Genomic DNA, 26,728 nt, shown 5'->3' with positions numbered 1-26,728 from the left:
GCTTTAGTGCTTAGGAGCAAGACGGTCGAGCTTGTCTATCAAGAGTTATGGGGACTATTACTTGGTTATAACTTGGTGAGAAGAGAAGCCAGTCAAGCGGCAGTAGAACATGGTCGAATGCCCAATGAAATCAGCTTTAAGTACGCTTGTCAGTTCATCGCAAGTCAGCTAAAAGTGATGAGTAAAGCGGTGTCTCCGGGTAATACACCGAAACGTCTAAAAAGTCTGCGTGGAGATTTATCAATCCTATTTATAGACAAACGCCCTAAGCCTAATCGGCCTAGGGCGGTGAAAATATCAAAGACCCGATATCCTGTTAATCGCAAGGCAGCTCCGCTTAAGTGAACTACATTGTACCCATTGAGGTAGCCTTTTTAGGATTTACCGTATGTTCAAGCGTTATGGATAGGCTTTGTAAATTGCGTTGCCAAAGACATCTTCTGCAGCTTCGTGGACGCCTTCTGCAATCGTTGGATGGCCGTGAATGGTTGCGATGATATCTTCAATCGTTGCCCCAAGTTTAATCGCTAAAGCGCCTTCATGGATCATATCGCTCGCTCGAGGGCCAAGGATATGCATACCCAATACTTTATCTGTCTTAGCGTCGACAACAAATTTCACCGTGCCATGTTGCTGGACAATCATGGTTTTTGCGTTGCCTGATAAATCAGACTTACCCAGTTTTATTTCACCAAACGTTTCTTTGGCGGCTTTTTCTGAGAAACCGACGCTCGCAAACTCTGGGCTGGTGTAAACACAAGCCGGTGTGGTTGCTGGATCAAACGCTTCTTGACTGTTTTTAACCATATTTTTCGCAGCAATAATACCTTGTTCCATTGCAACATGGGCAAGCATGTAACCACCTGTGCAGTCGCCTAACGCATAGATGTGAGGTACGTTTGTTTGCATATAGTCATTTACAGCGATGGCACCTTTTTCTATGGCAACCTTGGTATTTTCAAGACCAAAACCAGTGACAAGAGGTTTACGGCCGACCGACATTAATACCGTAGAAGCAGAAAGTGATTCATGACCATTTTCGGTTTCGAAAAATACTCGCACACCTTTTTCTTGCTTCTCTATTGCTGAGACTTTTGCGTTAACACGGATGTCGATACCTTCAGCAATCAGCGCTTGGGCGAGTTGCTGGGACAATTCGTCATCCATGTGAGACAAAATTTTGTAGTGAGCTTCAATGATTGACACTTTAGAGCCTAAACGCGCCATCAATTGAGCAAATTCAACACCAATGACGCCGCCGCCAATGATAACTAACTCTTCAGGAACTTCGGTCAGATTGAGGGCTTCGTTACTTGTAATCACTTCTGGCAATTCACAACCGGGAATATTGATCATGGTTGGGACTGAGCCTGTCGCGAGTACGAGCTTATCAAATTCAATCTCTTGCTCAGAACCATCGGCAGCAACCACTTTTGCTTTATGCTCAGAGATGATCTCAGCAGTGCCGTACAGCACTTCAACATTCTTACTTTCGACAAGCGCATTTACACCTGTTGTGATGGTATCAAGAATGTGGCGTTTACGTTTTTGTAGCTGATCCATATCAACCGAGGCGGCACCGACGTTGATACCGAGCTCTGCCGCATGCTTGATCTCATGAAGTACATCTGTTGTATGCAACAGTGTTTTGGTTGGAATACACCCTTGGTGTAAACATGTGCCACCGAGTTTGTATTTTTCAATTACGATGGCTTTTGCTCCAAATTCAACAGCTTTAATTGCCGCGACATGGCCACCAGGACCACCACCAATCACAAGAATATCGGTTTTCATAATACACCTATCTATTAATCTAAAGAATTTAAGAATTATCTGACACTGAGGTTAGCACAAAGCAAAAATGGAAAATTGCTTTCGATCAAAACCATTCCACTAATCTAATGATTATTAGAATATTAGGTAGATACCAAATAATAGATAAGTATCAATTGAGAAAATCTTTGGGAAATGACGAGATTCACTTTAGGAGAGTATCGTTAACAACAGACAACGAGAGAATTTTGCAAAAATCGCAACAGTTAAACCATCACATTACGCCCAACGAATCAGTGCCCGACTTACTTGTTAATGTCAAAGCCGGAAGCCGCCCATTCGTCTAGGCCGTTACGATACATTTTGACATTCAGTCCTTTCTCTTTAAGGATATTCGTTGCGTCGATAGCCTGAATACAATAGTAACCTTCGCAATAAACGACGATCATTTCATCTGAATTGTCATAGTTCTCTGCCCAGAGGTTGAGTTCATCAACAGGAATAGAGATCGCGCCCGGGATATGTCCTTCTTCGTACATATCCGACTCGCGCACATCGAGTAGTAAAGTGTTATTGGATTCTAACGCACTAAGCAGTTCTTTCAGTGTGAGGCAGAAATCACTGTTTTTCTCAAAAGGTGTAATGTCTTTATTTGAGAGGGCAATCTCCCATAAAGATTGAAATAGTTTCAACATATCATCGTTGCGTAGGCGATAATAAACCCTTAACCCTTCTTTACGAGAAATAACAATACCTTGCGTTCTCATGACCTTAAGGTGAGCAGAAACGGATTTAACGCCAATTCCCATAGCCGTCGCTAAGTCTTCAACGCAACGTTCGTGGCTGCTAAGCAGTTTTATAATGAATAATCGTTTTTCATGGCCTAGAGCTTTAGCAAACTCACCAACATTTTCATATGCATAAGAATTAAGCAAATTTCTATCTCCAAGCCCCAAAATACGATTTCCAAGCGGTTGAGTATACATTGACAAAGTTCACAAATCATCTTCAACGAATGGGGTGTCACCATGGAAACCTCAGTGCCAGCGTCAGAAATAGTAAATAAAATAACAGTCCATCAAGAAAATTTTTAAAAATGACTAAATGTCATATGGTTATGTCATTTTTTCTCTGCAGTTTAGCCAGCGCATAATCTTATTGTGGAACGACCGATCTTTAAATGTGTTGACAGGAGAGTTTGTTGAACATAGATTGTAGATCAATCGTTCTATTATTAAGGTTATTTCAATTATGCCTGTTGCTTTGTATGCACTTGCCGCAGCGGCGTTCGGGATTGGTATGGCAGAATTTGTGGTCGTGGGTATTTTGCCAACGATTGCAGGTGATATGAATGTCGATATTCCAACCGCTGGGCAGCTCGTGTCTTATTATGCTCTGGGGGTTGCTGTCGCTGCGCCTATTTTAACTGCGCTATTTAGCAAATATGACCGCAGAAAATTAACTGTTGGATTAATGCTGTTGTTTGCTTTAGCGAATCTGTTAACGACGCTGGCTCCAAGTTATTCATTACTTCTTTTAGGTCGTGTTTTAGCGGGTGTGGTCCAAGGGGTTTTTTATTCCATCGCTACCGTTATTGCCGCGGATTTAGTGTCAAAAGACAAATCAGGTCGAGCGATTGGGATTGTTTTCTCTGGTATGACCGTTGCTATTGTCTCCGGTGTTCCTGCAGGGGCGTTCATTACTGAATGGCTCAACTGGCGTGCGGCGTTTGCTCTAATCAGTATTCTGGGTTTTGTCAGCATGGTTTCACTTTGGTTTTTGTTGCCTGCCAACCTTAAGCGTCCAAAACCTGCGAGTGTCCTCAAACAGCTCTCAGTTATTGGCGTTCCAAGAATGCTTCTGGTGTTTCTAATTACAGGTATTGGCTATGGGGGCTCTTTCATTGCTTACACCTATTTATCTGAAATTTTGGGAAAAATTACCGGATTTTCAACGTCAGCTATCGGCACGATTTTGATTTTCTACGGTATCGCTGTGGTGTTTGGCAATACGTATGCTGCCAAATGGGCAGATAAAAAAGGCCCTTTGAAAGCGTCGGCAGGCATCTTTATTTCGCTGGCCTTGACACTACTTTTGTTTGGATTCGCCGCGACCAACAAATACTACGTTATTCCACTGGTGATGATCTGGGGCGCAGCGGCATTTGGCAGTGTACCGGTTCTGCAGCTGTATGTTGTTCAGCAAGCTGAGAAGCATTTTCCCCAAGCGATTGACGCTTCATCGAGCATGAATATCGCCGCGTTCAACCTTGGTATTGCCGTAGGTGCATCCGTTGGTGGTTTGGTGGTCGCTAAGTACGGCTTGTTGGCAACCGCACCAGCCGCTGCGGCAGTTGTCGCTATCAGCGTATTGTTGATCGTTTATAGCGGTGTTTTAGAGTCGAAAGACAACAAAAAATTAGCCACACAAAAATAAGTCATTTTAATTTCGTAAATACATATCGTAAGGAGAAACTATGGACATCAAATTAGATCTATCTTGGCAAGGTGGTATGAAAGGCTCGGGCTTAATCAAAAGTGAAGGGCTTGAGACAAAGATCAGTATTCCTGCTGTTTACGGTGGTTTGGGGGAATACAGTAATCCGAAAGAGTTGTATGTCGCATCTACTGCTGCGTGTTTTCTTTCTACGTTAACAGCCATTACTGATAACAAAAAGCTTCCTCTGGACTCGATGACAGTGGAAACCACGGCTCAAGAAGAGGGTGATAACTTTACCATTCATCACGTCGCCAACATTGTATTGTCGAAAGAAGCAAGACAAGACGACGTTGCTAAGGCAACTGAGTACACCGCAACGGCTGACAAGATTTGTGTAGTGGGAAACCTTGCACGTAAAGCGGGTGTGGAAGTGACTGCACAAGCAAACATCACTTTCGCTGAATAAGTTAAGTTCGCATGCCGGTTTTAGACGCGAATACCAAGCGATTTAATCAGGTCGTTAAGCAGAAACAGGGAGTTTCCCTGTTTCGGTTTTGGGCGAGTTGGTGTCCACCATGCCGAATGATGACTCGAGTCTACCAACAAACGGAAAAGAAACTCAAAGGCAAAGCGGATTTCTACGATGTGAACGTTGACAGACATCAGGAGCTCTCTGAGCGATGTCGTATCAGAAGCATCCCAACCATTGTTATCTACAACAATGGCAAAGAAGTAAAAAGAATCGATGGTGTGATTCTGAGCGATGACCTTCAACGTCAGGTTGAAAAATATCTTAAGTAACACACCCATTTTATTAATACGGCAAAGTCACGACCAAATGACGACTTTGTACGTCTAAATTATGGATCGATAATTCCATAATAATTAGGAGAAAACCCATGACTTCAAAAGTAACGACATTGAATGACGCTACATTTCTGGAAAACCTACAAAATGGTTCTACATTTGCTGTTCGCCTATGGGCAGAGTGGTGTATGCCATGTCGAATGATGGCGCCAATTTACGATGAAGTAGCAAGCCGCGTCGTGGATGATTCATTACTAATGGCTGAAGTAAACATTGATGAATTTCCATCGGTAGCCGCGCAACTTGGCGTAAGAAGCATCCCGACAGTAGTTGTGTTTAAAGAGGGCAAAGAGGTGACTCGTTTTGCGGGTATGATGCCAGCGCCTCAGTTGGAAGAACTTGTAGTCAGCGCAAAATAACCAAGAGGGGCTGACTATGAGTAAGCATCGATCATTAACGACTCACTCTTTGGATAGCCAAGGCTTTTGAATCGTATGCTTTGATGTTTGTTTGCTGTAACAATCTGAAATAACGTATATGTTTCGGGCGTGTTGTAAGGAAATCCGGTAGAATGCGCTGGTAAGTTTAAATGATAATGTGTTCCTTTATTCAGTGAGGTATTGAAATGGCTAGAGCAGGGCGTCCAAGACAGTTTGACCGTGATGAAGCGGTTAAAAAAGCCATGGATCTGTTTTGGCAAAAAGGTTTTGAAGGTACATCGCTAGCGGAATTAAGAAATACGTTAGGAAAGCTTTCTGCTGCCAGTTTTTACGCAGCATTCGGTTCAAAAGGTGCGCTGTATAAAGAGTGTCTAGAGCTTTACACACATACCTGTGGCGAAATCTTGTCTGAGCTCGAAAATGATGAAATCCCTGCATTGGATGCGATTAAAAATATGGTCGAGAAAACCATTCATCAGCAGACTTCTTCTTTAACGCCAACAGGGTGTATGGCGGTATTATCGGGCCTGAATTGTTGTGATGATAATAAAGACATTGAACAAATGGCGTCGTCTGTGAGAAATCAAGTGCGAGCAGGGTTATCCCACTGTATTAGCCGAGGGGTTAAGCGCGATGAACTGCGACAAGATATTGACCCAGAGCACCTTGTGACAGTGTTAGATACCTTTATCAATGGCATTTCAATTCAGTCGCGAGATGGGGCAAGTCGTGAACAATTAACCGCTGCGGTTAATCTTCTTTTCGACGCTCTACGCCATCAATGCGCACAATAGTTACTGTGAGCGAAAATAATAGAATCAATAAAGCCCCATATTTGGGGCTTTTGCTTATTTAGTCGTTGAATGCCGATGTGATTCTGTCTAATGCTTGGTGAAGAATACTGCGTGGGCAACTGACGTTGATGCGTTGAAAACCTTGCCCGCTTTCGCCAAAGATATGGCCTGGGTCAAGCAAGACCTTGGCATCATATTTTATCAAGCGATCAAGCTCTGCATCACTCAGTTCATAAAGTCTGAAATCCAGCCATGCGAGATAAGTTCCCTCTGGAATGTGGTAGCGAACTTTGGGCAAATGTTGCTCGTGGTAGGTTTTTAGAAAAGTCAGATTGTCATCAATATATCGGTTAACTTGCTGTAACCACTCTTCACCACTTTCATAGGCTGATTGTACAGCACCACTGTGAATAGAATTCTGTGATTGAAGGTGATTATGGAGCCCAAAAGCCAAAGGGAAAAAATGTCTGGGAGCTTGTTGAGCTGCTAAACATATATAGCCGCAAAATCCGCTCCTACAACAATACTGCACGCTTTTACGGCACCGACGAAAAGTTATTTCTATCCGAGGCGCATACGATTCATCACATCGGTGAACATCAAGGAATCAGTATGAACGATTTGGCTGACGTTACCCAAAGGACCAAAGGTTCGACCTCGACCATGGTGGACTCTTTAATTAAAAGAGGTCTCGTTACCAAACGAAAAGACGCCGAAGATCAACGCCGAGTGCAACTGCAGTTGACAGAAAAAGGCCAGCTAATTTATCAATATCATGAGCAGCTTGACCGAGAAAATTACTCCTCGATTTCAGATCAGTCGAGTAATTTAAGTGACGAAGATTTGATCGTTGCAAATAAAGTTGTCAAACAAGTTATTCGCAAGTTGTTTGATAACTAGTCTCTTGCCGTATAGAGCCATTTTATTATGGCTCTATACCTGAGTACTTTTAGTTCTGCGTTCTACATATAGCAGAACGCGTGGCAGTACGGGGTTTAAAAGCTATAGTTCAACGACAATTTGGCGTTGAGAGGTTCACCATATCGAACAGTATTTGATGAATTTAAATAGCTGTAATAAGTTTTATCGAACAGGTTTTCGACATTTAGTCTCATGGTGAATGCTTTGTTGATTTGATAATTCGCTATAAGGTCAACCAGTGCATATGATGGCTGACGAATATCATCCGTGGCGTAGATTTCACTTTGCCAGCGCACATCGGCGCCGATGGTCAAATCTGGGTTCCAGCCGACAAACTGATAGTTGCTCGAGAACTTGATTTGTTTGCGGGCAAAATTCGTGTTTACCTTGTTACCGTCTTTATCTTCAGCCTCAAATTGTGTCATGCCGAGGTTAATATCCATACCTTCGATAGGGCGGGCTGAAAGCTGTAATTCAACGCCTTGACTTACGGTGCCATCGACAGGTTTTTGCGCCGGATCGTTGGTGTTAGGAATGGTATAACCGGCATCTTCCTGTGCTAAGTTGTCTTGCTCGATTCTAAATAGGGCAGCAGAGAGGGTGATTTTGTCGCTCAGATTCGACTTAATACCCACCTCGTAAGTTTTTCCTTCTAATGGGTCAAGGTAATCGCCGCTGCGATCTCTGGCATTTTGCGGTTCGTAAATGGTGGCATAGCTGGCATAGATACGGCTTCGATCACTTAAATCATACAAAAGGCCGGCGTACGGCGTGATGATGCCATCGTCACCAAAGGTCACATCTCCGTAATTCTCACCTTCTCGCTGCCAGTTTGCGATTCTTGCGCCCAAAATGGCGTTGGTGTTATTGGTCAAATGAATTCGAGTTGCTGTATAAAAGGCCAGTTGTTTGGTGGTGAAATCGTATTCGGTGGTTTTGTTTTCTTCCCAGGTTGGCTCAGTTAAGTCACCGTTCCAATTGAGATAATCATCCACTGTGGCGTACGCAGCCGGATCCATGGCGTAATACTGGTTAAAGTCTTTTAAATGATGGTAACTGACACCAAGAATCAGCTCGTGTTGACGCCCGGCAAGCGAATAGTTGCCATTCACATTGACGCTAATACTATCTTGGGTACTTTCTCCCTCATTATTATATGACCAGGCATATAGCCCTGAACCGTCTTTTTCTAATGATCCAATATTGATGTTGGTGAGTTTGGCGCGTTGGCTGTACTGGGTATGGTTATAGTTGGATTTAATCTGCCAGCCGTTGGAAAATTCGTATTCGTAATCGACAAACAGGTTGAGATGCTGGGTATTCCAAAAGTTCCAGTCTGTTGCAGCCGTTTTGGATCGTGAAAAATGGGTTGCGCTGCCATCGGAATATACGCCAGGAATTCCGCCCCAAGCGGCGCCATCACGATCATCTGCTTGGTAACTGGCGCCGACTCTTAAAAGACTATTGATGGACAAATCTTTTTCAACTACCGCGTAGAGAACTTTGCGTTCACTCTCATAGAGGTCGACATAAGATTCTCCTTGAGAATACTTAGCGACTATTCGGCCTCGAAGTGAACCATCGTCACTCAATCGGTTGCTCACATCCGCCATCAGTTCTCGCTGGTCCCAACTTCCGACCGAGGCTTGTACATTGCCCACCAAATCGGCGCTATCGGCGTGTTTTCGAACTAGGTTAATCGAAGCCGAAGGGTCGCCTACACCGGTGGTGAGCCCGGTCGAGCCCCTTACCACTTCGACACGTTCATAAATGGAAGTATCAATTTGAGTTTGACCGCTGAACCCTGCGGTATCCCCCCAACTGTAGGGCATACCATCAACGAGATAACTTGTGATGTCAAAGCCGCGTGACTGAAACTCGTTTCGAACATCATCGGTTTCAAGTGTGCTAATACCAATGACGCGATTCAATACATCGTCGATAGAGGAAAGGTTGCGCTCTTCAATATAATAAGAATCGAGCACGGTGACTGATTGAGGGGTTTCTTCAGGCGTGAGTGATAATCCGGTCGAACTGCTTATTTTGGGGCTTATGATCTCACTGCCAACCACAGTGATGGTTTCAACCGTATCTTCGGTATTTGCGTAACTGAGCAATGGGATGAAAGGCAGGCTCAACACAATCGGCGAGCATGTGAACAATTTCACGATCTAATTCCTTGTTTATTAACTTAGTTTCAACCCGGAATTTCTAATGGCGCGCCCTAGCAAGCTATGGCTTCATCGGATTTCGGCTATATGCTCTGATATAGATGAAACTAATTCTCATTTCTGTTTGTGGTCAGAAGCAATGTACATGATTCGGCAGTGATATTATTATCGTTATATTGACATTTAATACGGATAATCGGTCATCATTCTAAAGATCAACTCACTCAACCTTGCACAAACGCAAGAAGGTCCCTGGCATGAGCATGATTGGGGGCAGCTGTATTGGCTTAAGAACGGCATCATCAATGTTGAAACGGGTAAGGCTCAGTGGGCTATCACTCCGGGCTCGGTCGGGTGGACGCCGAAACATTGCTCTCATAAGGTGAAAATCTTCGCCTCAGTGCAAGTGTACGTACTTGATTTGGATTATTCTGAGGACGATGGCTTTCCCAAGGAGCCTGGCGTGTATGGTATGAATGCTTTTCTTAGTTCGCTGCTTCAAAAAGCCAGTGAATTCGATGATGGGGATTATCCAACCAGTTACGTTACGCATTTGGTCGCGTTGTTAAGCTATGAAATTGCAAGGTTACAAGAGCTGCCACTTGGATTGCCGTTACCTATGGATCGGCGAGCACGTAATATTGCCGATGAACTAATGAGATGTCCGTCAAGTGATCTGACTCAAGAGCAGTTAGCTTCTCAGTGGGGAGTCAGTGTACGAACCTTAAGCCGCATTTTCATTAAGCAAACAGGGCTGACTTTCAGTCAATGGCGCCAACAGTCGAAAATTGTCACCTCGCTCAAACTGATTCAACAAGGCTTGTCGATCGCAGAAGTTGCTGAGCGAAGTGGCTACAGCAACGTCAGTGCATATATCGAAGCGTTTCGTCAGCGATTTGGTGAAACTCCGGGTAAGTTTCAATCTAAAGCGCTGTGAACAGGTAATCTTGATACGCGTCGGTCACTGGGTTTTGAACAGTGCGATTAAGCCTTGGGCAAAGGTTGCGCGCCAACTAAAATAGTCATGGCCGCAGGCAAGCTCTTCAAAGGTGACCGAGTAACCTTTATTTTTAAGTGTTGTGACTAGGTGACGATTGTTGTCGAGAATTTCATAGGATTTAGGGCTTATCTCAAACAGACCGGCATTCATGTAAATCTCAATAGGCTGTGTTGGCGCTTGAGCAACTAACTCGGCAAACCAATTCTGCTGCACGTTAGCTCGCGTTTCCGGCGCCCACCAAAACGATCCTGATTGACTCAGTACCTTGCCAAATTGCTCTGGGTATTTAAAAGCAATGTACATTGAGGCTAAACCGCCAAAACTCGACCCAGCGAGCACGGTGTTTTTGGCATTTGGCGTGATGTTAAAGCGTGAGCGAAGCCAAGGTTTAAACTCGGTCGCGAGGAAATGCGCGTACTGGGCATTAGGGGTTAATTCCGCCGCGCGTAACTTGAGGCTTGGTGTATCGATAAAGACCGCTCTCATTGGCGGAATGGCGCCTTTGGCGATGAGGTTATCAAGTATCACCGTTGTCGGGACTTTGGTGAGGTAATCACTGCCATCAAATACCATCAGTAGCGGGGAATCGCCGCTGAGTGGGTAGATTGGATGGGGCTGATAGATCTGTACCAAACGCGTGTTACCGAGTAGATCGCTATGGTATTGCAACCCTTCAACACTGCCTTTCGGGGCGCCAGACTCTAGGGTCATCAAATCACTGGGAGCCGAAGGCAGCGTCAGTGTAGATGCACAGCCAAATTGAGAGTCCGCTTCGCCAAATGTCGCGTGTCTATTTTTCGGATCGAGCCGAATGGTTGAAAAGGCGGCGAAATATTGTTCCGTCCAATTATTTTCAACTAATTGGGGCACGTTGACCGCAATTCGATATGAGAAACGGCTACTATCAGGAATGACGTAACTTTTAAACCAAATATCGCTATGGGATAGGTGGCTAAGATGGGCCTGACCATCATAAGGCGTGCCCAACACCAGAACGTTGCGAGTTAACGCATCACCTTGGTAGAGAAAGGTAACAACAGTTTGCCCCGCTGCGTCTCGTTCAATCAGTGGTGTGCCTTTTTTGCTCACGTTTTGCCAAAAAATGGTTTCAGCTAATACGTTATTCGCCGCGATTTCTTGTGCGGCAGCGGACAGGAGCGGGCTAATGATGTCGAGTTTTGGCGATACTATTTGGTTGCTCTTTAATGGCAATGGTTGCAATGAGATATCAACCGTTGCGCTGGCATCTGCAACCGGAACCAGATGGAAAGTGTAGTGCCCCGGCTGTTCTATATATAAAAAGACTTGCGCCTCTTTTTCCGACGTCTTGAGTAAATGATGTAGGACTTTGCCATTACTATCAGTGAGATACACCGCTTGAACATCGCCATCACTACGAATGGAACCACGAAAATAGCTTGGGGAATCAATATACTGTTTCCACTCACAATGTGTGGTGAAGGTGATGCTTTTCTGCATTTTTACCGCCGGGACTATAACTGCTAAACGCGCACAAATTGAAATATAACAGTATTGTGCGTCTATTTTTTATCTGGGATGAAGGCTTCCAGCGATATTATGCCAAGCTTGAGTAAATTAAATCAAATATGCACATATTCTTAGAGTAAGAGAGGCTTGCACAGGTTTACTCATCTTTGCACTAAAATCACGTATACATACAAATTAGACTCTATTTGTAGACCTTTTATCGCCTACATTTACCCATAGTTGATTGTGCTTTATCCAAAATGTCATATGCAATTGTTGCTGAAGACTTCGATACACTTATTGGTATCTATACTGAAGACGCAATTTCAGTTACTGAACTAGACAAAAATGCAAAGGGGACATTCGTAAGGCTTTCGAAGCGATTGTCGTGTTTTTAAAAAATGGGTTGCAAGTAAAACAATAACGTTGAAAGTTCTTGAAACAGGAAACACTGCGCTAATTTTAGTAAATATAGTTCTGTCAGCGCCGAATTGCCCTGAAATAGTTCTAAAATCCATATATGTTTTTATAAAAATCTCAGAGGGTGTTTGGTTATGTTCAATAAATAATTTATATTTCCATGAAATCATTGCTAAATATTCACGACAACGAGATTATCAATAGAATGGTTTTTTTTTAGTTTTTTTACTTGTGATAATTATATGAAAGTTCAAACTTGGTATTGCGATAAAGCCTATTTGTAGAAGTCTAGTGCCGCATCTCTCGAGACTAAATGTAACTGGTTGGGAATTGTTCGGTTTTTCACTGTTACAGAAAGAAAAATCATACAAACCTTAGTGGCAAATGCCCAGAGTGGTTTTACCTCTTTTCTTATCTATAAAAATGTTTATTTAAATATTTATGAAATTAATTCCTTCTTTCTGGATTTATTCAAGATGGCGTTCGTTAATGTATCTGTATTGGATGTGGGAATTATTAAATTTATTAATAATTACAATATATTGTTTGATAGAGAAAACGGTTTCTTATCTCCATATTAATTAAAATCAATGATGGTGAAACGGTATTTTATTAATTATATCAATATAGTCATTAAATCTGTTAAGCCTAAACCAACAAATTAACACTTTTATTAATATAGAAAATTAATAGGGAAACAAATGAAAACTCTACATAACTATTCAAGGTGTAAGATAGCGGTCGCCTTGTCTTGCGCTTTGTTGAGCGCTTCTGCATTTGCTGAAAACTGCTCGACCATGCCTACTTCTGGTGACACATATTATTTGATTAATAAAGGATCTGGGCAAGCGCTCGATGTTAATACCACTGATACCAGTAGCGTGCCTAACGTGATCAGTTACGAATATTGGGGCGGTACCAATCAACAATTTGTATTGACCAAGCAAAGTGACAACTACTGGGAACTTAAATCTGTCTACAACGATATGTTATTAGAAGTGTTAAACGCTTCGACGTCTAATGGCGCTAACGTAGACACGTACACGGATTGGGATGGTGATAATCAGCGCTGGGAACTGAAGGTGCAATCTGATGGCGGTTTTAAAATCGTCAACAAGAATTCTCTCTACTCCCTTACGGTTGAAGGCTCAACTGATGGGTCAAACGTTTATCAAAATGAAGATGAATCACTCAGTTCGCAGCGTTGGTATATCAATCCGGTATCTGGTAGCTGTGGTGATTCGTCTACCGATATTTCCAGCTCTTCTGCCGCGCCTACAGCGGATGCAGCAAAAAGCGCCGGTGCGAATAGTGAACCGTTGACCAATGGCTACCCGTCATTTATTTCCACTGTTGATTCTGATGCGATTGTGGTTTCCACTCTGGATGGCTTGGTTGACGCAATAGATGACGCCAGCGCCGGTGACGTTATCTATATTCGCGAAGGGACTTATTATCCTTCCGATACCATTGAGATCAGTAACGATGGTACTTCAAGCAAAGCGATTGTGCTCAGTGTTTACCCGGGTGATGACAGACCGGTGTTTGACTTCTCTGCTATGTCAGAAAGCAGCAGCAACCGCGGTTTTAAGGTTAGTGCTGATTATTGGCATATTTATGGCTTTGATATCACCAATGCGGGTGATAACGGCATGTACTTGACGGGTTCGCACAACACCATCGAGTTTATGGCGTTTTATGAAAACTCCGATACCGGTCTGCAAATGAGTAGCGGGGCGGCTTATAACTTCATCAAAAACTCCGATTCTTACTACAATGCCGACTCATCACTGGAAAATGCCGATGGTTTTGCCGCCAAGTTGACGGTAGGGACCGGAAACTACTTCTACGGTTGCCGAGCATGGAACAACCTTGACGATGGTTTTGATGGCTATCTACGCGACAACGGTAGTAGCGTGACAACGACCTTGGAATACACTTGGATGATTCGTAATGGTTATCAGAAAAACGGCGTCGCAGGCTCTGGTGATGGTAATGGCTTTAAAACCGGGGGCAGTGACGACAAAGATTTAGCCCACAATGGTCTTTATATCAATACCATTTCGGCAGGTAATACCGCCGATGGTTACGACCAAAACAGTAACCGAGGTACCGTCACGATTTACAATGCGATTGCTTACAATAATGCCCGTAACTTTGGTTTAGGCGATGGTAGCTCTCGCGAGCTCGAGAAACTCACGGTTAAAAACAGTGTCTCTTTAGACGGCGACAGCAGTGATAAATTTGGCGGCAGCTCAACCAGCATCAGTAACAACAGCTGGCAAGACAGCCTGTCATTTTCTTCATCTGACTTCGAAAGTGTCGATATCGATGACTTACTTGCCGATCGTCAAAGTGATGGTAGCTTGCCTGTCGTTGAGTTCTTCCACCTCAAATCCGGCAGTGAACTGATTGACGCTGGTACCGATGTCGGGCTGGATTACAATGGCGACGCACCTGATTTAGGTTCTTTTGAATCCGAATAAGCACATGTTCTAAGTGCTCATTGTGAGCATTTCACGTTTATCCGGGCATCTTAGATGCCCGGTTTTTCTATTCATTGCATTCCATCCACAAACTTTAGCCAGCATTATTAAATCACCTGATAATCCCCATAGAGGCTCACTAACGCTTCAATCTGGCGATAAGCCTTTCTCGAGTGCTGGTCAGATGTAACCTCATCGCCGCGCGCGCCGCATCTGGGTCAGCGAGTTCGATTGCGTGGCAGATCTGCTCATGCTCTTTCAGCGCTTGAATTTTATATTGCACCGGAGTGATGGTTTTTTGAGTCATTAATCGGCTGTCGATGTATTTCAGTAAACGCACAAAATGCGGATTCTTGGATGCCATCGCCACCGCGTAATGAAAGTTGCGGTCTGCTTGGCGCGTCACTTGCTGTTGTTGAATCAGAGTTTCCATTTCACTTATGGTGTTTTTGATGGCGATAATGTCCTCAGCGGTGCGATTCTTAGCCGCCATCAGCGCCGTTTCCGCCTCGATAGCGATGCGCAAATCCAAAATATAGCCAAGCTCGTCAGCATCAGACCCGCCTGAATGGGTGAGAAGAAACTCGCTCAACGCTGGTTTTTGCGCGACAAATGCGCCTTTGCCCTGGCGGGTCTCAATCAAATTGCTGGCGCGTAAATTGGCGATCACTTCACGAATCACAGTGCGGCTAACCGCGAACTTTTCAATCAATTGATGCTCGGTTGGCAGCTTGTCTCCGGGTTGGTAAATACCACTGTCGATATCATTAATGATGGCTTGCACCACCTGAGTGGATAAGCGGGCTTTTTTCGGCGTTTTCATGCAGGTTCTCGGCGGATGAATTTTACCCTTAACTTGTAATACAAATTTTAAATTTATTCAATCAATGAGCAACCATAAAATGGTGGTCTACCTCTTTGTTAATCTATTTTATCCATTTTTTTATTTAATTCTTGTTGTTATCAGATCGATTCGTCATTTCTGAACATTTTTAGCTGTTATATTCAAATCAATGTCTTTGTTATTACTTGTAATACAAGTTGTGAATTTTGATGATTGATGTGGCAAGGACGACGTGTTCGTTACGCCAATTCGCCGTTTATTTCAGGCGTGCGAACAGGCTGTAAACTGAAGGGCTGCGCTGAGCTACTGACGATTTTGAAGAGGATAAGTATGTTTCGTTATGACTTTGATGAAAAACTGAGTTTTCGTAAGGCTGTTTATTATGAGTTTGACCCAATTACGCTGCCGCGTGTGTTTCAGGATGGCACAGGCGGTCTTGGCAAATATGCACCGGAACGGGGCTGCATCGAGCTGTACGATTCAGAGGGGTTTGTGGCGCATTATTTGGCGATAGACCAGACCTTCATCGATACGGTGTTACCGCTTATCCTAACGGGCGAAACGCGCAGCTTTAACCAGTGGCGAGAGTTTCTCTATTGGAAAGTCAGAAACAGTGGTAGCCAAAGTGAAAAGGCTGTGTGCCTTGGCAAAATGGACACCTTGATGCTTGATTTGCTGGCGCAGCGCAAGAATATGCCATTGCATCGTTTTTTGGGGGCGACCAAAGATTGGGCGAAGGCTTATAAAGGTGGCGGTTCGATTTTGCTCGATGATGCAGAACTGGTCGACGATATGCAGCGTTACGTCAGTGAAGGCTACACAACCGTGAAGTTCAAAGTCGGCAGTGATGAGATGGAGCGCGACCTGCGCCGCATCGACAAAGTGCGCACAGCTTTAGGGCCAGAGATTGAAATCGCCGTCGATGCCAACCAAAAATGGGATGTTGAAACTGCAGCTAAATTTGCTGAACTGACTGAGCCGTATCAGCTTGCTTGGCTTGAAGAGCCAATTCACGCCAACGATATGAACGGCATTCGCCGCTTAAAAGAGTATGGCTTTAAGGTGCCGCTTGCGTTTGGCGAATCGATGCGTATCAGTTATGAGTTTGAAATGTATGCGGAAAAAGGTGTTGATGTGCTGCAGCCTTCGGTTGGTCGTATGACGCGCATTGACGATTTGATTGCGATACGAGATTTGGCGCGCGATAAGGGGCTGCGCTTTATGTCCGGAGGGCGAGTGTATTTGTGCGCCTTATTCGGCACTTTGCTTGACGACAACGAATTAATCGAGTTTCATGAGCCGATCAGTCAGCCTGTCAGTGAGTACGCACTGAATATTCCAACCGAGCGTAATGGCCGATTTTATCTGCCCTCCGACATGCCGGGTAACCCGCAGCGCCTGAATTTGGAAAAGCTCGAAAAGGATAGGCTACTGAAATCCAAGCGCTATTTTTACGCTAATCAATAACAAACACGTCGATAGCGGTTATTCCTAATTCTCGTCATTACCAATTTCGTCATTACCAATGTGATAGTGCGCGGCTCTTTGTCATCCAAAGAGCCGTTTTGCAACACAGCTGTGTATTCTGCCATTAATCTCATCCGCGCCATCTTGGGTGTTTGTCGTTAAACCACTGCAATCGAGTTTGGGAGCAGCGTCTTAAGTTTTATATTCGACCGATATGCACGGTTTTATGAAGTGATAGTTTAGCGCTGTAAAGGCTTATTTTTGTACATAACCCCAAAGCTAATGTTCTGAATTTATGAGCGAAATCGCAGTGAATACGCTGAATGTGGTTTTAGCACTCATACTATTAGGAGTCCGCTGTATTTCGACCTTATTGGCGCATTACGTCAATCGGTTGAATCGTTATGGCTAGATGATTTTTCGCGCGAGCAAGGTTTTCGCGCTGACGACAAGGAAAATTATGGTAGACCTGTTAATACTGATTGTGCTGGTCATTCTTGTGCCGCCGATTGTGGCGCTGTTGCAAATTAATCAACTCAAACGGCGAGTTGATACCATTTCTGCTCAAAATAAAGAGTTATCACAACGTCTCGATCAATTTAGTCAGACAGCATCGTCTGCTCAAGTGGACTCTCAAGCAGTTAAGGCGCCGCCTCAATTACAAACTCCGCCTAGGGCAGAGCAACACGCCGTTCAGTCGGCTGCGCTAAATGCACCATTGGCTGATGTAAAGGCGGAGCCAGCCAAGCCTCGGCCTAATGAGATGGTGAAAACCGAACCGGCTAAGCCAGTCAAAGTTGAGCGTAAACCACCGGTTGTCCACAAACCTTATCCAACCCCAGAGTGGCAACTCAAGCTCAAGCAGCACTTTAAAGACAATTGGTTAGTTTGGTGCGGCGGTTTGGCCCTAGTATTTGGCCTTGGCTACTTAGTGCAATTTATCGCGCATCGAATTGAGATTACCCCAGCGACTCGAGTCGGGATGGCGCTTTTGGTGTCATTGCTGACGGTGGGCGTGGGAGAGTGGTTACATCGCAAATTTCATGACGCTCAAGTTCTGGCTGGCAAAGATTACATTCCCGCTGCGATAGTCGCAGCAGGTACGACCGGCGTATACGCCACTTTGGTATTTGCCACTATCAGTTATCACTTATTAGCGCCGACATTGGCGTTAGTGTTGATCGCCGCCACAGCGCTGGTTTCTCTGTTTGCTGCAGTGCGTTACGGCAGCTTAATGGCAGTATTAGGCCTGATTGGCGGTTACATTGCGCCGTTATGGCTGACGTTTGCTACCCCGGCCTATTTTGTGCTCGGTTGCTATGTTAGTGCGGTTTCCGCGGTTGGAATCTATGTCCTTAAGCGTTGTCAATTACCTTGGCTGCTGTGGGGCGTGTTTGCCGGCCATATGTTGTGGCTTGCGGCGATTAGTTTCTTTGTTCCAGAACCGCTGTGGTGGGTTGCGATCTTCTATCCGATCACCGCGTATTTACTCAGTACCGTGCCAGCACAAGGATGGACATTACGCTCATCTGCTATTCCGTGTCCGGAATTTGAGCCATATTTCGCGCCGCTATTGTTGAGCTTTTCGTTATTGATTGGCTTAGATAAGCATATTTTGCCCGCCACACTTTCTGCCAGTGTGTTGGTGGTGGCGATTCTCGCGATGCTGCTTTGGCAACCAATATTACTCAAACCGCGTCATCCTTATCATGCGCCAGTGCTGGCGGCGTGGTTGACGGCTGTGTTTGTCACATCGCTTTACTCGCAGCAGCCTCAAACAATGCCTTTCCTGATGCTGGTCGCTATAGTGGCGGTGTGGTGGCTATTGAGCATAGCGCAGGCCTATCAAGGGTTCTTAAGTCATAGCAATAAAGTTAACTATTGGTGGCTTATGGCTGGGCCGCAAGCGCTGGTGTTGAGCTTGCTGTTTTATACCGATATTCAGTTACACGATTCACTATGGATAAGCTCACTATTTAGCGTGGTGGTGATGGCGCTATTAGCGCTACTGGCGTTTAAAGCGTCGCGTCTGCGCGCCGATTTGTCGGTCGTCATCCATGTGTTTTTGTTGGCGAATATCTTCCTATGGACCAGTGGACCAACCTTTGGTTTGTTATTGTCGCTGCAAGTTGCGCTGGTGGTGTGGCAGATGGTTAAGCAACAACCACCTATGCAATTATTGGTGGTCAAAGGGCTGGTTTCTTTGCTGCTATTGCGCCTAAGCGTTTTGCCTCTTGTTCCTGAGTGGTTTAGCAGCGCATGGCCAACCTGGACACTCGGATTCGTCAACTTTATGCCACCGATTATGGTATTGATCTGGGCGATGCGTCTGACTAAAAACCAACCGCACCGCAAAGGGGCGAAGTCGGTTTTGGCCGATTGGCTTGAAGGTGCGCTGGTTCATGTTTCGGCATTACTGCTATTGATTGAAAGTCACTATCTGGTGACCGGAACTTTCCAAGTGTTTAGTCACGTCGACCTTATCAGTGCCAGTTTCTGGTTAATTGAAGCCTTAACGCTATGCGCGGTATATGGCTATCGTCAGCAGCACTGTGAACATGCGCTGATGCAAAAAATCTATCTGACTTATCGGCAGGGTTTGCTGGTGTTTGCGTTGCTGTGTACGTTATTGATTAACCTTGAGTACATGCCGCTTTGGAGTGACAGCGTGACGGGTGAGGCACCGCCAGTATTTAACCTGATGGCGCTGGGATGGTTGATCCCGGGCGCGTTATTAGGGCTTGTCACTTGGCGTGAATGGTTACCGGCAACGGAGATCTTCAACCGTGAACAATCGAAACTGGCCGGTTATAGCATTGCTGGCGGGCTCGTTGGCATCTGGCTGCTGCTATCGATTCGTCAATTCTGGCAACCGGGAACGCTGGATCTGAAAGTGGGCACCACCATGGCAGAATGGTTGAGCTATTCAGTCACACTTATTATTACTGGTTGCGTACTGACGTTTATCGGTATACGAAAATCTAACCTGATGATTCAGAAAGTGGGATTGTCTTTACTGGGTGTTGCTTCACTGAAAGTGTTTTTGTCTGATATTGGTCACCTTGATGGCGCATGGCGAGTGGTCAGCTTCTTAGGCCTTGGCGTCGCGCTTATCGGTATTGGCCGCCTATTCCAAGTACTGAAAACCAAACAGCCGATTACGCCACAACAATAACCGCTAAGCACTCTAAGAAGGCTTTGTTTATTGGCCAATCACTCGGTGGCGCACTTTCAAGTGCGCCACCACCATACCATATTGTGAACCTCTTGATATGTCATGAAAGTCTCTCTATTAAACGATGAACCCGACTCAAGGTTTTTCCAGCGGCTATTTAAAGTGGAACTAGAGGCAGCGCCTGAGCTTGAATTGGTCGGGGCAAGTTTTGAATCTACTGAATTTGAGCCGCAATTGTTTACTCAACATCCCCATATTTCGCGCCAATGGGTCACTTACGCCAATCGCCTGCGCCAAGCGGAGTTCTTTGCCGGGCGCTACTGCGCCGACCTGGCTTTGCAGCGTTGGCTTGGCAAGTGTCATCATTACTGTGTGGCAAAAGGCGAGCATGGAGAACCAATATGGCCCGAAGCCATCGTTGGATCTATCGCCCATTCACGGCGATTAGCTCTTGCAGTCGCCACTCAGCATGCACGCAACGTCGGCTTAGATTGTGAGCCGATCATGAACCGTGAGACGGCAATGCAAGTGGCAGACATAGTGTGCCGCAGCGATGAGCGCCTGCGCCTAGATTGTGACGATGTTTCGTATCCGTTCATGCTTACGCTGTTGTTCTCGGCGAAAGAGAGCATTTACAAAGCGATTTACGCCAATGTAAAGCAGGTACTGGATTTCGACTGTGTGGAATTGATAGCGGTGTGTCAGCAGACGCAGCATGCGAGGTTTCGCCTGATGCAAGATTTTTCGCCGCACTACACGTGCGGTAAGGAGGTAAGTGTGTACTATGCGGTTTTCGACCAAGAACTTATCACGATTGCGATGAATATATAAAATTAATAACGTCATCATTAAAAACCACTGATTAAACGAAGTGGTTTTTTTATACCGATAGTTCTATATTCATACGGTAAATAATATATTTTTACTACTTATAAAATACAACTGTCTATAAATCAAAAATAAATAAAAACAAACAAAATAGTAATGCGAATCCTCCAGTGTTTATATATATATCACTAAATTTTTATGTTGTTATAATGTTAATTGACAATTATTTAAGGTATGAAAAACTTTATAATCATTTGTTTTGTTTGAAATTTAATCAATGTTATTTTAAATAACAGATTTGTCATTTTAAAAGTGTATTTATATTCAATAGGTTTGCGTAAAAACACTAATCAACTAGTACGTTGATTTTCTGTTCATAACTTTATCATTTACTAGAAAAGTATGGCGTATTTTCTAGGTTTGTTACTATATAACAGTAAAATTCCTATATTTTTCTGTTAGTTATATCAATAAGAGTAATTCTCATCCATGAGCTTTAGTTTGTTTTTTAAACGGAATAGGAATCACGTTTTTTGCGGTTTTGGCTAATGACTTGCTGTTTATTTTATAAATCTTCCTGATATATTTATGCGAATTCTTTTTGAGGTTTATTCGTCTTTAAATTGAATTGTATTTACACGAACCATGTGTAAATAAATTATTTACTACAGGTTGTTCTATTTTTGTTAATAACAGCTTTTGAAAAATAAAGCTGTTCTTTAGCATCCCCAAAAAACTAAGATTTATAATAATAAGTGACGGATTTATGTTTGATAAAAATAGCTCGGTTGAAGCTAAAAGCCATCAAGCGCGAAAACCATTGTCATTGTCAGCGGCACAACAAGGTATATGGTTTGCTCAGCAAGTAAATGCTAAAGCAGCGAATGGCGTCTTCAAAATTGCGGAATATCTTGATATTCAAGGTTCCATTGATCCAAGTATTCTAGAACGGGCCATTAGGCAAACGGTTCAGGAAGCGGATTGTTTTCATGTCTCGATTGATTCGAGTGTCGAGGGGCTTTGCCAAATCAGGACCTTGCCCGTTGATTGGCAAATGCCAAAGCTAGATTTTAGCGCTGAGCCGAATCCTCACAGGGCGGCGCTGAAGTGGATGCAAGCAGATTTAGATCAGCCAATGCGTTTGAATCAAGACCCGCTTTTTCGTTTCGCTCTGATTCAACTCTCTCCAACCCAGTTCTACCTCTATCAATGTGCTCACCATGTTATCGTCGATGGTTTTGGTGCGCGCCTTATCACTCAACGTATCGTCGCGCTCTACAATCAATTGGCTTGCGGTGAAAATTCTCCAAGCCCGTTTGATTCACTGGCGAACAGCCTTGAACAAGAGCACTTTTATCAAGCCTCTAAAGCCTTCTCAAACGATCAAGAATATTGGCAACAGCAGTGTGCGAAGTTGCCGATTGCAGCGAGTTTGACTGAGAAAAAAGCGCCTTGTAGCCATGTTTTTCGCGAGCGAATTCACCTTCCCGATACCTTAAGTGAGGCGCTGCGGGCGATGGCAAAACGCCATCAAGCCAGTTTGCCACAGCTTATCGTGACGCTGCTTGGCGCTTATGTCTATCGCATGACTGGGCAAGCGCTGATGTCTGTGGGCTTTCCCGTGACTGGACGGCGCAATAAAATTCAGCGCAGCACGCCTTATATGGCGAGTAATATTGTGCCGCTGCAGTTGGATTACAGTGAGCCGCGCAGTGTTTCTAAGCTGTTAAGAGCCGTAGGCAAGGGCATTCGCGGCGCGTTAAGGCACCATGCCTATCGCAGCGAAAGCATCAAAAATGACCTTGGAATTTACGACGAGCATCAACCGCTGTACTCAACCGTTCTCAATTTTCTTCCTTACCAGCAGCAGTTGCAGCTTGGCGCAGCCAGCGCACGTATGCACAGCTTGTCGATTGGTCCAACCGATGATCTGGTGATGACCATGTTTGATCACGGCAACGGGCTAGAATTTGGCCTTGATGCCAACGCCGCGGTCTTTTCACTGCCAACCGTGCAGCGCCACCTTGAGCGCGTGGTGCAGTTCTTAACTTCAGCCACCGAAACAGAGCAGGGTAGTATCGCTGATTTTGATCTTGTGCTTGAAGATGAGAAACACTCGTTATTACAAAAGTTTAATCCAGCGCCAACCGCGTATTCAGACACTCTGGGTTTGCAACATCTGTTTGAGCGCTGCGCAGCAAGCGCGCCTCACTCGCTCGCTCTTGAATGTGACGGCGAAAGCATGACCTATGCCGAGCTTAATACCAAAGCCAATCAACTGGCTCATTGGTTGATTGAACGCGGCGTTGGCTGCGAAAGTCGCGTTGCGATTTCAATGCCAAGAACGCCAGACTTGATTGTTGCGGTATTGGCTACGCTGAAAGCCGGAGCGACCTATGTACCGATTGACCCAAGTTATCCGCAAGATCGTCGCCACTACATGGTCAACGATTGTCAGCCGCGAATCATTTTGACCAGCGCCGATTCGGATTTTCATCACCAAACGTTTGCTCATCCTTGCGATGTGGTGGATTTTTCTATGCTTACCGCCGAGCTGAATCGTTTCAGTGAGCATGATGTTGAACTCAGTGACTTTGACGCTGCTCAGTTGGCCTACATCATTTACACCTCAGGTTCGACAGGCCAACCTAAAGGGGTGATGCTTGAGCATCGCAATGCGGTCAACTTGGTAGAATGGGCAATTGCCGAGTCTGGCGCAGCGCTATTTGAGAAAACGCTGTTTTCAACCTCGCTCAATTTCGATTTGTCTGTGTATGAAATTTTCACCACTTTGAGCTGCGGCGGCGCGTTGGTCATGGTTGAAAATGCTTTGAGTCTTTTGGACAACCCGCTGCCCGTCACCTTAATCAACACAGTGCCTTCGGCGCTGTCGGCACTGGTCGATGGCAATGGCATTAATGAGTCGGTGAAGCAGGTCAATGTCGCCGGTGAACCGCTAAAACGGGAGTTGGCCGAGCGTTTGTTTGCTCAAACTCGCGTGCCTAAACTGTGCAACTTATACGCGCCTTCGGAAACCACCACTTATTCAACCTTCGTCACGATGGCGCGAGAGGATGGATATGCGGCGCATATCGGTAAACCGCTTAATAATACCGCGGCTTACATACTCGATGAACATCAGCAGTTGGTGCCGCCTGGCGTAGTCGGTGAACTTTACCTTGGCGGCGCTGGCGTGGCGCGCGGCTATCTTAACCGTGACGATCTCACCACTGAGCGTTTTCTTCCCGACCCATTTTATGCTGAAGTATTAAACAGCGCTGGCTTGAAAGATAACCAAAGCGCACGTATGTATCGCACTGGCGACCTTGGCCGCTGGCTTGCCGATGGCAATATTGAGTTTCTAGGACGTAACGACTTTCAGGTCAAAATTCGCGGTTTTCGCATTGAATTAGGCGAAATCGAAGCCGCACTTGCCAAGTGTGACGGCATCGAGCAAGCCGTGGTGGTGGCTCGAGATAACGCCAGCGGCGATCCGCAGCTGGTGGCGTATTTTAGCACTGACAACCAAGCGGTTGATATCAGCGACGTAGTGGAGCAAATTCGCCAGCCGTTGCCGGAGTATATGATCCCAAGTGCCTTTGTTGAGCTTGATGCGATTCCACTCACCCCCAACGGTAAAGTCGATCGCAAAGCCTTGCCTGCGCCACAAGCGTCGGCCTATCTGCAAAGCCACTATGTTGCGCCGCGCGGTGAAGATGAAACTCAGCTTGCCGCGCTGTGGCAAGATTTACTCGGCGGCCAAAACGTCGGTCGGTTTGATAGTTTCTTTGCCCTTGGCGGTCACTCGCTGTTGGCGGTGCAACTGTTGTCGCGTATTCGTCAATGTTTTGAACGCGACCTAACACTGTCTGACATCTTTAATTCGCCGACCTTAAGTGCGATGGCAAAACGCATTGGCGAGAGCGAAACATCGGCGGCGATGCTACCTGCCATTACGCCGCAAACCGCTCAGCCGCTGCGTTCACTGACCTCTCCAATCAGTTATCCGCTCAGTTATGCGCAAAAACGCTTGTGGTTACTGGAGCAGCTCGATAGTCGCTCAAGCAAAGCGTACACCTTACACCATTCGATTCGCCTGCAAGGCGCAGTAAACCACGTGCTGCTGGAACAAGCATTTCGCGCGTTGATCGCACGTCATAGTGCGCTGCGTACGCGTTTTGTGGTGGTCAATGGTGAGCCCGTTCAACAGGTGATGCCAGCGGATGATCAATTTGTGCTCAGCCGCCGCCACGTAGATACGCCGTGTGTTGACCCAGAGTTTCACTTGAGTCAAGGCGGTTTGATCGCAGCTGAGCTTATCGAGCAGGGCGGCGAGGATTTTGTTCTCAACATCAGCTTGCATCACATCATTACCGACGGTTGGTCAACCACACTGATGCTCAACCAATTGATCGCGACGTATAACCAACTGCTTAATGGTGAGGAGCTTGAGGTTCTGGGTGAAACGCTCAGCTATGGCGATTTTGCCGATTGGCAGCAACAGCATTTTCAGGGCGACTGGCTTAAGCCACAGCAAGATTACTGGTTAAACGCATTACACGGTATTCCCGAATCGCTGACTTTGCCAACCGACAGGCCGCGTCCCGAGCAGCAAGATTACGCCGGACACTCATTTGCGATTGAACTCGACGCGGCGCTGACCCAAAAAGCCAAAGCGTTTGCCGTGCAGCATCACTGCAGTTTGTACATGGTATTGCTGGCAAGCTTTGCGGCGACCATGGCGCGTTTGGCCGGTCAAGATGATGTGGTGATTGGCACGCCAAACGCTGGGCGCACGCGCACTGAACTGGAATCGATCGTCGGCATGTTTGTTAACACTCAAGCGATGCGAGTCCGTTTGCAAGATGAGCTCAATGGCGCAGATTTGTTGGCGCAAGTTAAGGCGACGACCTTAGCCGCGCAGGCGAATCAGGACTTGCCTTTTGAGCAGATTGTCGATGCGGTGGCGCCAAATCGCAGCATGGCGCATAACCCAGTCTTTCAGGTGGTGTTCGCGCTGCATAATACCCCAGACCAATTGGCGACGATGGAGCAAATTGACGTCACGCCACTGCTTGGCCGCAGCGACGCGGCGCAATTCGATTTAAGCCTGGGCCTATATGAAATTGACCAGCGTCTGCAGGGCTATGTGAACTTTGCCACAGCGCTATTTGAGCGCCAAACCATTGAGCGTTATGTCGCGCACTGGCAGCAATTGCTTGCTGCGATGTTGGATAAGCCCAGTGAGCGAGTGAGCCGTTTACCACTGCTATCAGCAAACGAGTTGCAACAAGTCACAGGTGATTTTAACGCCGATAAGCAATCTTACCCAGTGACTGAATGTATTCATCAGCGCTTTGAAGCGCAGGTAGATGCTTTCCCTGAGCACATTGCGGTTTCCTATCAGACCCATACTTTGACTTACCGCGAGCTGAACGCCAAAGCCAACCAGTTGGCCCATTGGCTGACCGAGCAAGGCGTGGAGCCTGATAGCCGCGTGGCGATTGCGCTGGAGCGCAGCGAGTCATTATTGGTGGCCATTCTGGCAACGCTCAAAGCGGGCGGGGCGTATGTACCGCTTGACCCTAATTATCCGCAGCAGCGTTTGACCTACACACTAGAAGACAGCCAGCCACAAGTCGTGATTACCTCTAGCGAGTTGGTGGAGCGTCTTG

At 45.6% G+C, this 26,728-nt stretch carries 18 protein-coding genes and 1 pseudogene; 13 read left to right on the top strand and 6 right to left on the bottom strand.

Features of this window, described 5'->3' with window-relative positions:
* Window positions 1–345 (top strand): annotated as a pseudogene (locus BLS03_RS23955) (IS4 family transposase); the annotation flags it as partial.
* A 54-nt stretch (window positions 346–399) separates the two neighbouring features.
* Here BLS03_RS23955 and lpdA read toward each other — a convergent pair.
* Together lpdA and BLS03_RS23945 are read right to left on the bottom strand one after the other, a co-directional pair.
* Window positions 400–1,794, bottom strand: a complete 1,395-nt coding sequence (lpdA, locus tag BLS03_RS23950) for a dihydrolipoyl dehydrogenase (RefSeq protein ID WP_093279386.1) — start codon at window positions 1,792–1,794, stop codon at window positions 400–402.
* A gap of 284 nt (window positions 1,795–2,078) precedes the next feature.
* Entirely contained in the window at window positions 2,079–2,759 is a 681-nt protein-coding gene (locus tag BLS03_RS23945; protein WP_245696796.1) for an ArsR/SmtB family transcription factor, read from the bottom strand.
* A gap of 265 nt (window positions 2,760–3,024) precedes the next feature.
* Here BLS03_RS23945 and BLS03_RS23940 point away from each other — a divergent pair, with 265 nt between their 5' ends.
* From BLS03_RS23940 to BLS03_RS23920, 5 genes are all read left to right on the top strand, one after another.
* Window positions 3,025–4,209, top strand: a complete 1,185-nt coding sequence (locus tag BLS03_RS23940) for an MFS transporter (RefSeq protein WP_093279385.1) — start codon at window positions 3,025–3,027, stop codon at window positions 4,207–4,209.
* Window positions 4,210–4,249: 40 nt separating this feature from the next.
* Entirely contained in the window at window positions 4,250–4,678 is a 429-nt protein-coding gene (locus tag BLS03_RS23935; RefSeq protein ID WP_093279384.1) for an OsmC family protein, read from the top strand.
* 11 nt (window positions 4,679–4,689) lie between these two features.
* Window positions 4,690–5,013, top strand: coding sequence for a thioredoxin family protein (locus BLS03_RS23930; RefSeq protein WP_093279383.1), 324 nt, complete (start codon window positions 4,690–4,692; stop codon window positions 5,011–5,013).
* A 98-nt stretch (window positions 5,014–5,111) separates the two neighbouring features.
* Window positions 5,112–5,438: a thioredoxin family protein gene (locus tag BLS03_RS23925; RefSeq protein ID WP_093279382.1), complete on the top strand. Its 327-nt coding sequence runs from the start codon at window positions 5,112–5,114 to the stop codon at window positions 5,436–5,438.
* 206 nt (window positions 5,439–5,644) lie between these two features.
* Window positions 5,645–6,253, top strand: coding sequence for a TetR/AcrR family transcriptional regulator (locus BLS03_RS23920; RefSeq protein WP_093279381.1), 609 nt, complete (start codon window positions 5,645–5,647; stop codon window positions 6,251–6,253).
* A 58-nt stretch (window positions 6,254–6,311) separates the two neighbouring features.
* Here the strand turns inward: BLS03_RS23920 and BLS03_RS25535 are convergent, their stop codons facing one another.
* Window positions 6,312–6,551, bottom strand: a complete 240-nt coding sequence (locus BLS03_RS25535; RefSeq protein WP_143015688.1) for a hypothetical protein — start codon at window positions 6,549–6,551, stop codon at window positions 6,312–6,314.
* A 122-nt stretch (window positions 6,552–6,673) separates the two neighbouring features.
* Here BLS03_RS25535 and BLS03_RS23910 point away from each other — a divergent pair, with 122 nt between their 5' ends.
* Window positions 6,674–7,153: a MarR family winged helix-turn-helix transcriptional regulator gene (locus BLS03_RS23910; protein WP_093279379.1), complete on the top strand. Its 480-nt coding sequence runs from the start codon at window positions 6,674–6,676 to the stop codon at window positions 7,151–7,153.
* A gap of 95 nt (window positions 7,154–7,248) precedes the next feature.
* Here the strand turns inward: BLS03_RS23910 and BLS03_RS23905 are convergent, their stop codons facing one another.
* On the bottom strand, window positions 7,249–9,342 hold the full coding sequence (locus BLS03_RS23905) for a TonB-dependent siderophore receptor (RefSeq protein ID WP_176765684.1): 2,094 nt from the start codon (window positions 9,340–9,342) through the stop codon (window positions 7,249–7,251).
* Window positions 9,343–9,727: 385 nt separating this feature from the next.
* Here BLS03_RS23905 and BLS03_RS23900 point away from each other — a divergent pair, with 385 nt between their 5' ends.
* Entirely contained in the window at window positions 9,728–10,282 is a 555-nt protein-coding gene (locus BLS03_RS23900) for a helix-turn-helix transcriptional regulator (RefSeq protein ID WP_245696795.1), read from the top strand.
* Window positions 10,283–10,306: 24 nt separating this feature from the next.
* On the opposite strand, the gene BLS03_RS23895 is transcribed toward BLS03_RS23900, so the two are convergent.
* Window positions 10,307–11,824: an alpha/beta hydrolase-fold protein gene (locus BLS03_RS23895; RefSeq protein ID WP_093279376.1), complete on the bottom strand. Its 1,518-nt coding sequence runs from the start codon at window positions 11,822–11,824 to the stop codon at window positions 10,307–10,309.
* Window positions 11,825–12,954: 1,130 nt separating this feature from the next.
* On the opposite strand from BLS03_RS23895, the gene BLS03_RS23885 reads away from it, so the two are divergent.
* A complete protein-coding gene (locus tag BLS03_RS23885; RefSeq protein ID WP_093279374.1) occupies window positions 12,955–14,739 on the top strand; it encodes an RICIN domain-containing protein in 1,785 nt (594 codons plus the stop codon).
* A gap of 139 nt (window positions 14,740–14,878) precedes the next feature.
* Here BLS03_RS23885 and BLS03_RS23880 read toward each other — a convergent pair whose 3' ends face one another.
* Complete coding sequence (locus BLS03_RS23880) at window positions 14,879–15,562, bottom strand: FadR/GntR family transcriptional regulator (RefSeq protein ID WP_093279373.1); 684 nt, start codon at window positions 15,560–15,562, stop codon at window positions 14,879–14,881.
* Between the two features lie 351 nt (window positions 15,563–15,913).
* Here BLS03_RS23880 and BLS03_RS23875 point away from each other — a divergent pair, with 351 nt between their 5' ends.
* From BLS03_RS23875 to BLS03_RS23860, 4 genes are all read left to right on the top strand, one after another.
* Window positions 15,914–17,050: an enolase C-terminal domain-like protein gene (locus BLS03_RS23875; protein WP_093279372.1), complete on the top strand. Its 1,137-nt coding sequence runs from the start codon at window positions 15,914–15,916 to the stop codon at window positions 17,048–17,050.
* Between the two features lie 460 nt (window positions 17,051–17,510).
* Window positions 17,511–20,225, top strand: a complete 2,715-nt coding sequence (locus BLS03_RS23870) for a DUF2339 domain-containing protein (RefSeq protein WP_176765683.1) — start codon at window positions 17,511–17,513, stop codon at window positions 20,223–20,225.
* A gap of 102 nt (window positions 20,226–20,327) precedes the next feature.
* Window positions 20,328–21,056, top strand: a complete 729-nt coding sequence (locus BLS03_RS23865; RefSeq protein ID WP_093279370.1) for a 4'-phosphopantetheinyl transferase family protein — start codon at window positions 20,328–20,330, stop codon at window positions 21,054–21,056.
* A 763-nt stretch (window positions 21,057–21,819) separates the two neighbouring features.
* Window positions 21,820–26,728: non-ribosomal peptide synthetase (locus BLS03_RS23860; RefSeq protein WP_143015687.1), on the top strand; the 4,909-nt coding region annotated here is incomplete at its 3' end.

Origin of the sequence: Vibrio xiamenensis, from assembly GCF_900100015.1 — a bacterium.
Taxonomy (GTDB): domain Bacteria; phylum Pseudomonadota; class Gammaproteobacteria; order Enterobacterales; family Vibrionaceae; genus Vibrio; species Vibrio xiamenensis.
Note: the sequence above shows the minus strand (reverse complement) of the source record. Positions and strands in the feature narration are given on the sequence as shown.

Coding starts and splice junctions, on each gene's coding strand:
- BLS03_RS23875 (WP_093279372.1), top strand. CDS start 15,914: ATGTTTCGTTATGACTTTGATGAAAAACTGAGTTTTCGTAAGGCTGTT.
- BLS03_RS23940 (WP_093279385.1), top strand. CDS start 3,025: ATGCCTGTTGCTTTGTATGCACTTGCCGCAGCGGCGTTCGGGATTGGT.
- BLS03_RS23885 (WP_093279374.1), top strand. CDS start 12,955: ATGAAAACTCTACATAACTATTCAAGGTGTAAGATAGCGGTCGCCTTG.
- BLS03_RS23930 (WP_093279383.1), top strand. CDS start 4,690: ATGCCGGTTTTAGACGCGAATACCAAGCGATTTAATCAGGTCGTTAAG.
- BLS03_RS23870 (WP_176765683.1), top strand. CDS start 17,511: ATGGTAGACCTGTTAATACTGATTGTGCTGGTCATTCTTGTGCCGCCG.
- lpdA (WP_093279386.1), bottom strand. CDS start 1,794: ATGAAAACCGATATTCTTGTGATTGGTGGTGGTCCTGGTGGCCATGTC.
- BLS03_RS23945 (WP_245696796.1), bottom strand. CDS start 2,759: ATGTATACTCAACCGCTTGGAAATCGTATTTTGGGGCTTGGAGATAGA.
- BLS03_RS23865 (WP_093279370.1), top strand. CDS start 20,328: ATGAAAGTCTCTCTATTAAACGATGAACCCGACTCAAGGTTTTTCCAG.
- BLS03_RS23880 (WP_093279373.1), bottom strand. CDS start 15,562: ATGAAAACGCCGAAAAAAGCCCGCTTATCCACTCAGGTGGTGCAAGCC.
- BLS03_RS23925 (WP_093279382.1), top strand. CDS start 5,112: ATGACTTCAAAAGTAACGACATTGAATGACGCTACATTTCTGGAAAAC.
- BLS03_RS23920 (WP_093279381.1), top strand. CDS start 5,645: ATGGCTAGAGCAGGGCGTCCAAGACAGTTTGACCGTGATGAAGCGGTT.
- BLS03_RS23935 (WP_093279384.1), top strand. CDS start 4,250: ATGGACATCAAATTAGATCTATCTTGGCAAGGTGGTATGAAAGGCTCG.
- BLS03_RS23895 (WP_093279376.1), bottom strand. CDS start 11,824: ATGCAGAAAAGCATCACCTTCACCACACATTGTGAGTGGAAACAGTAT.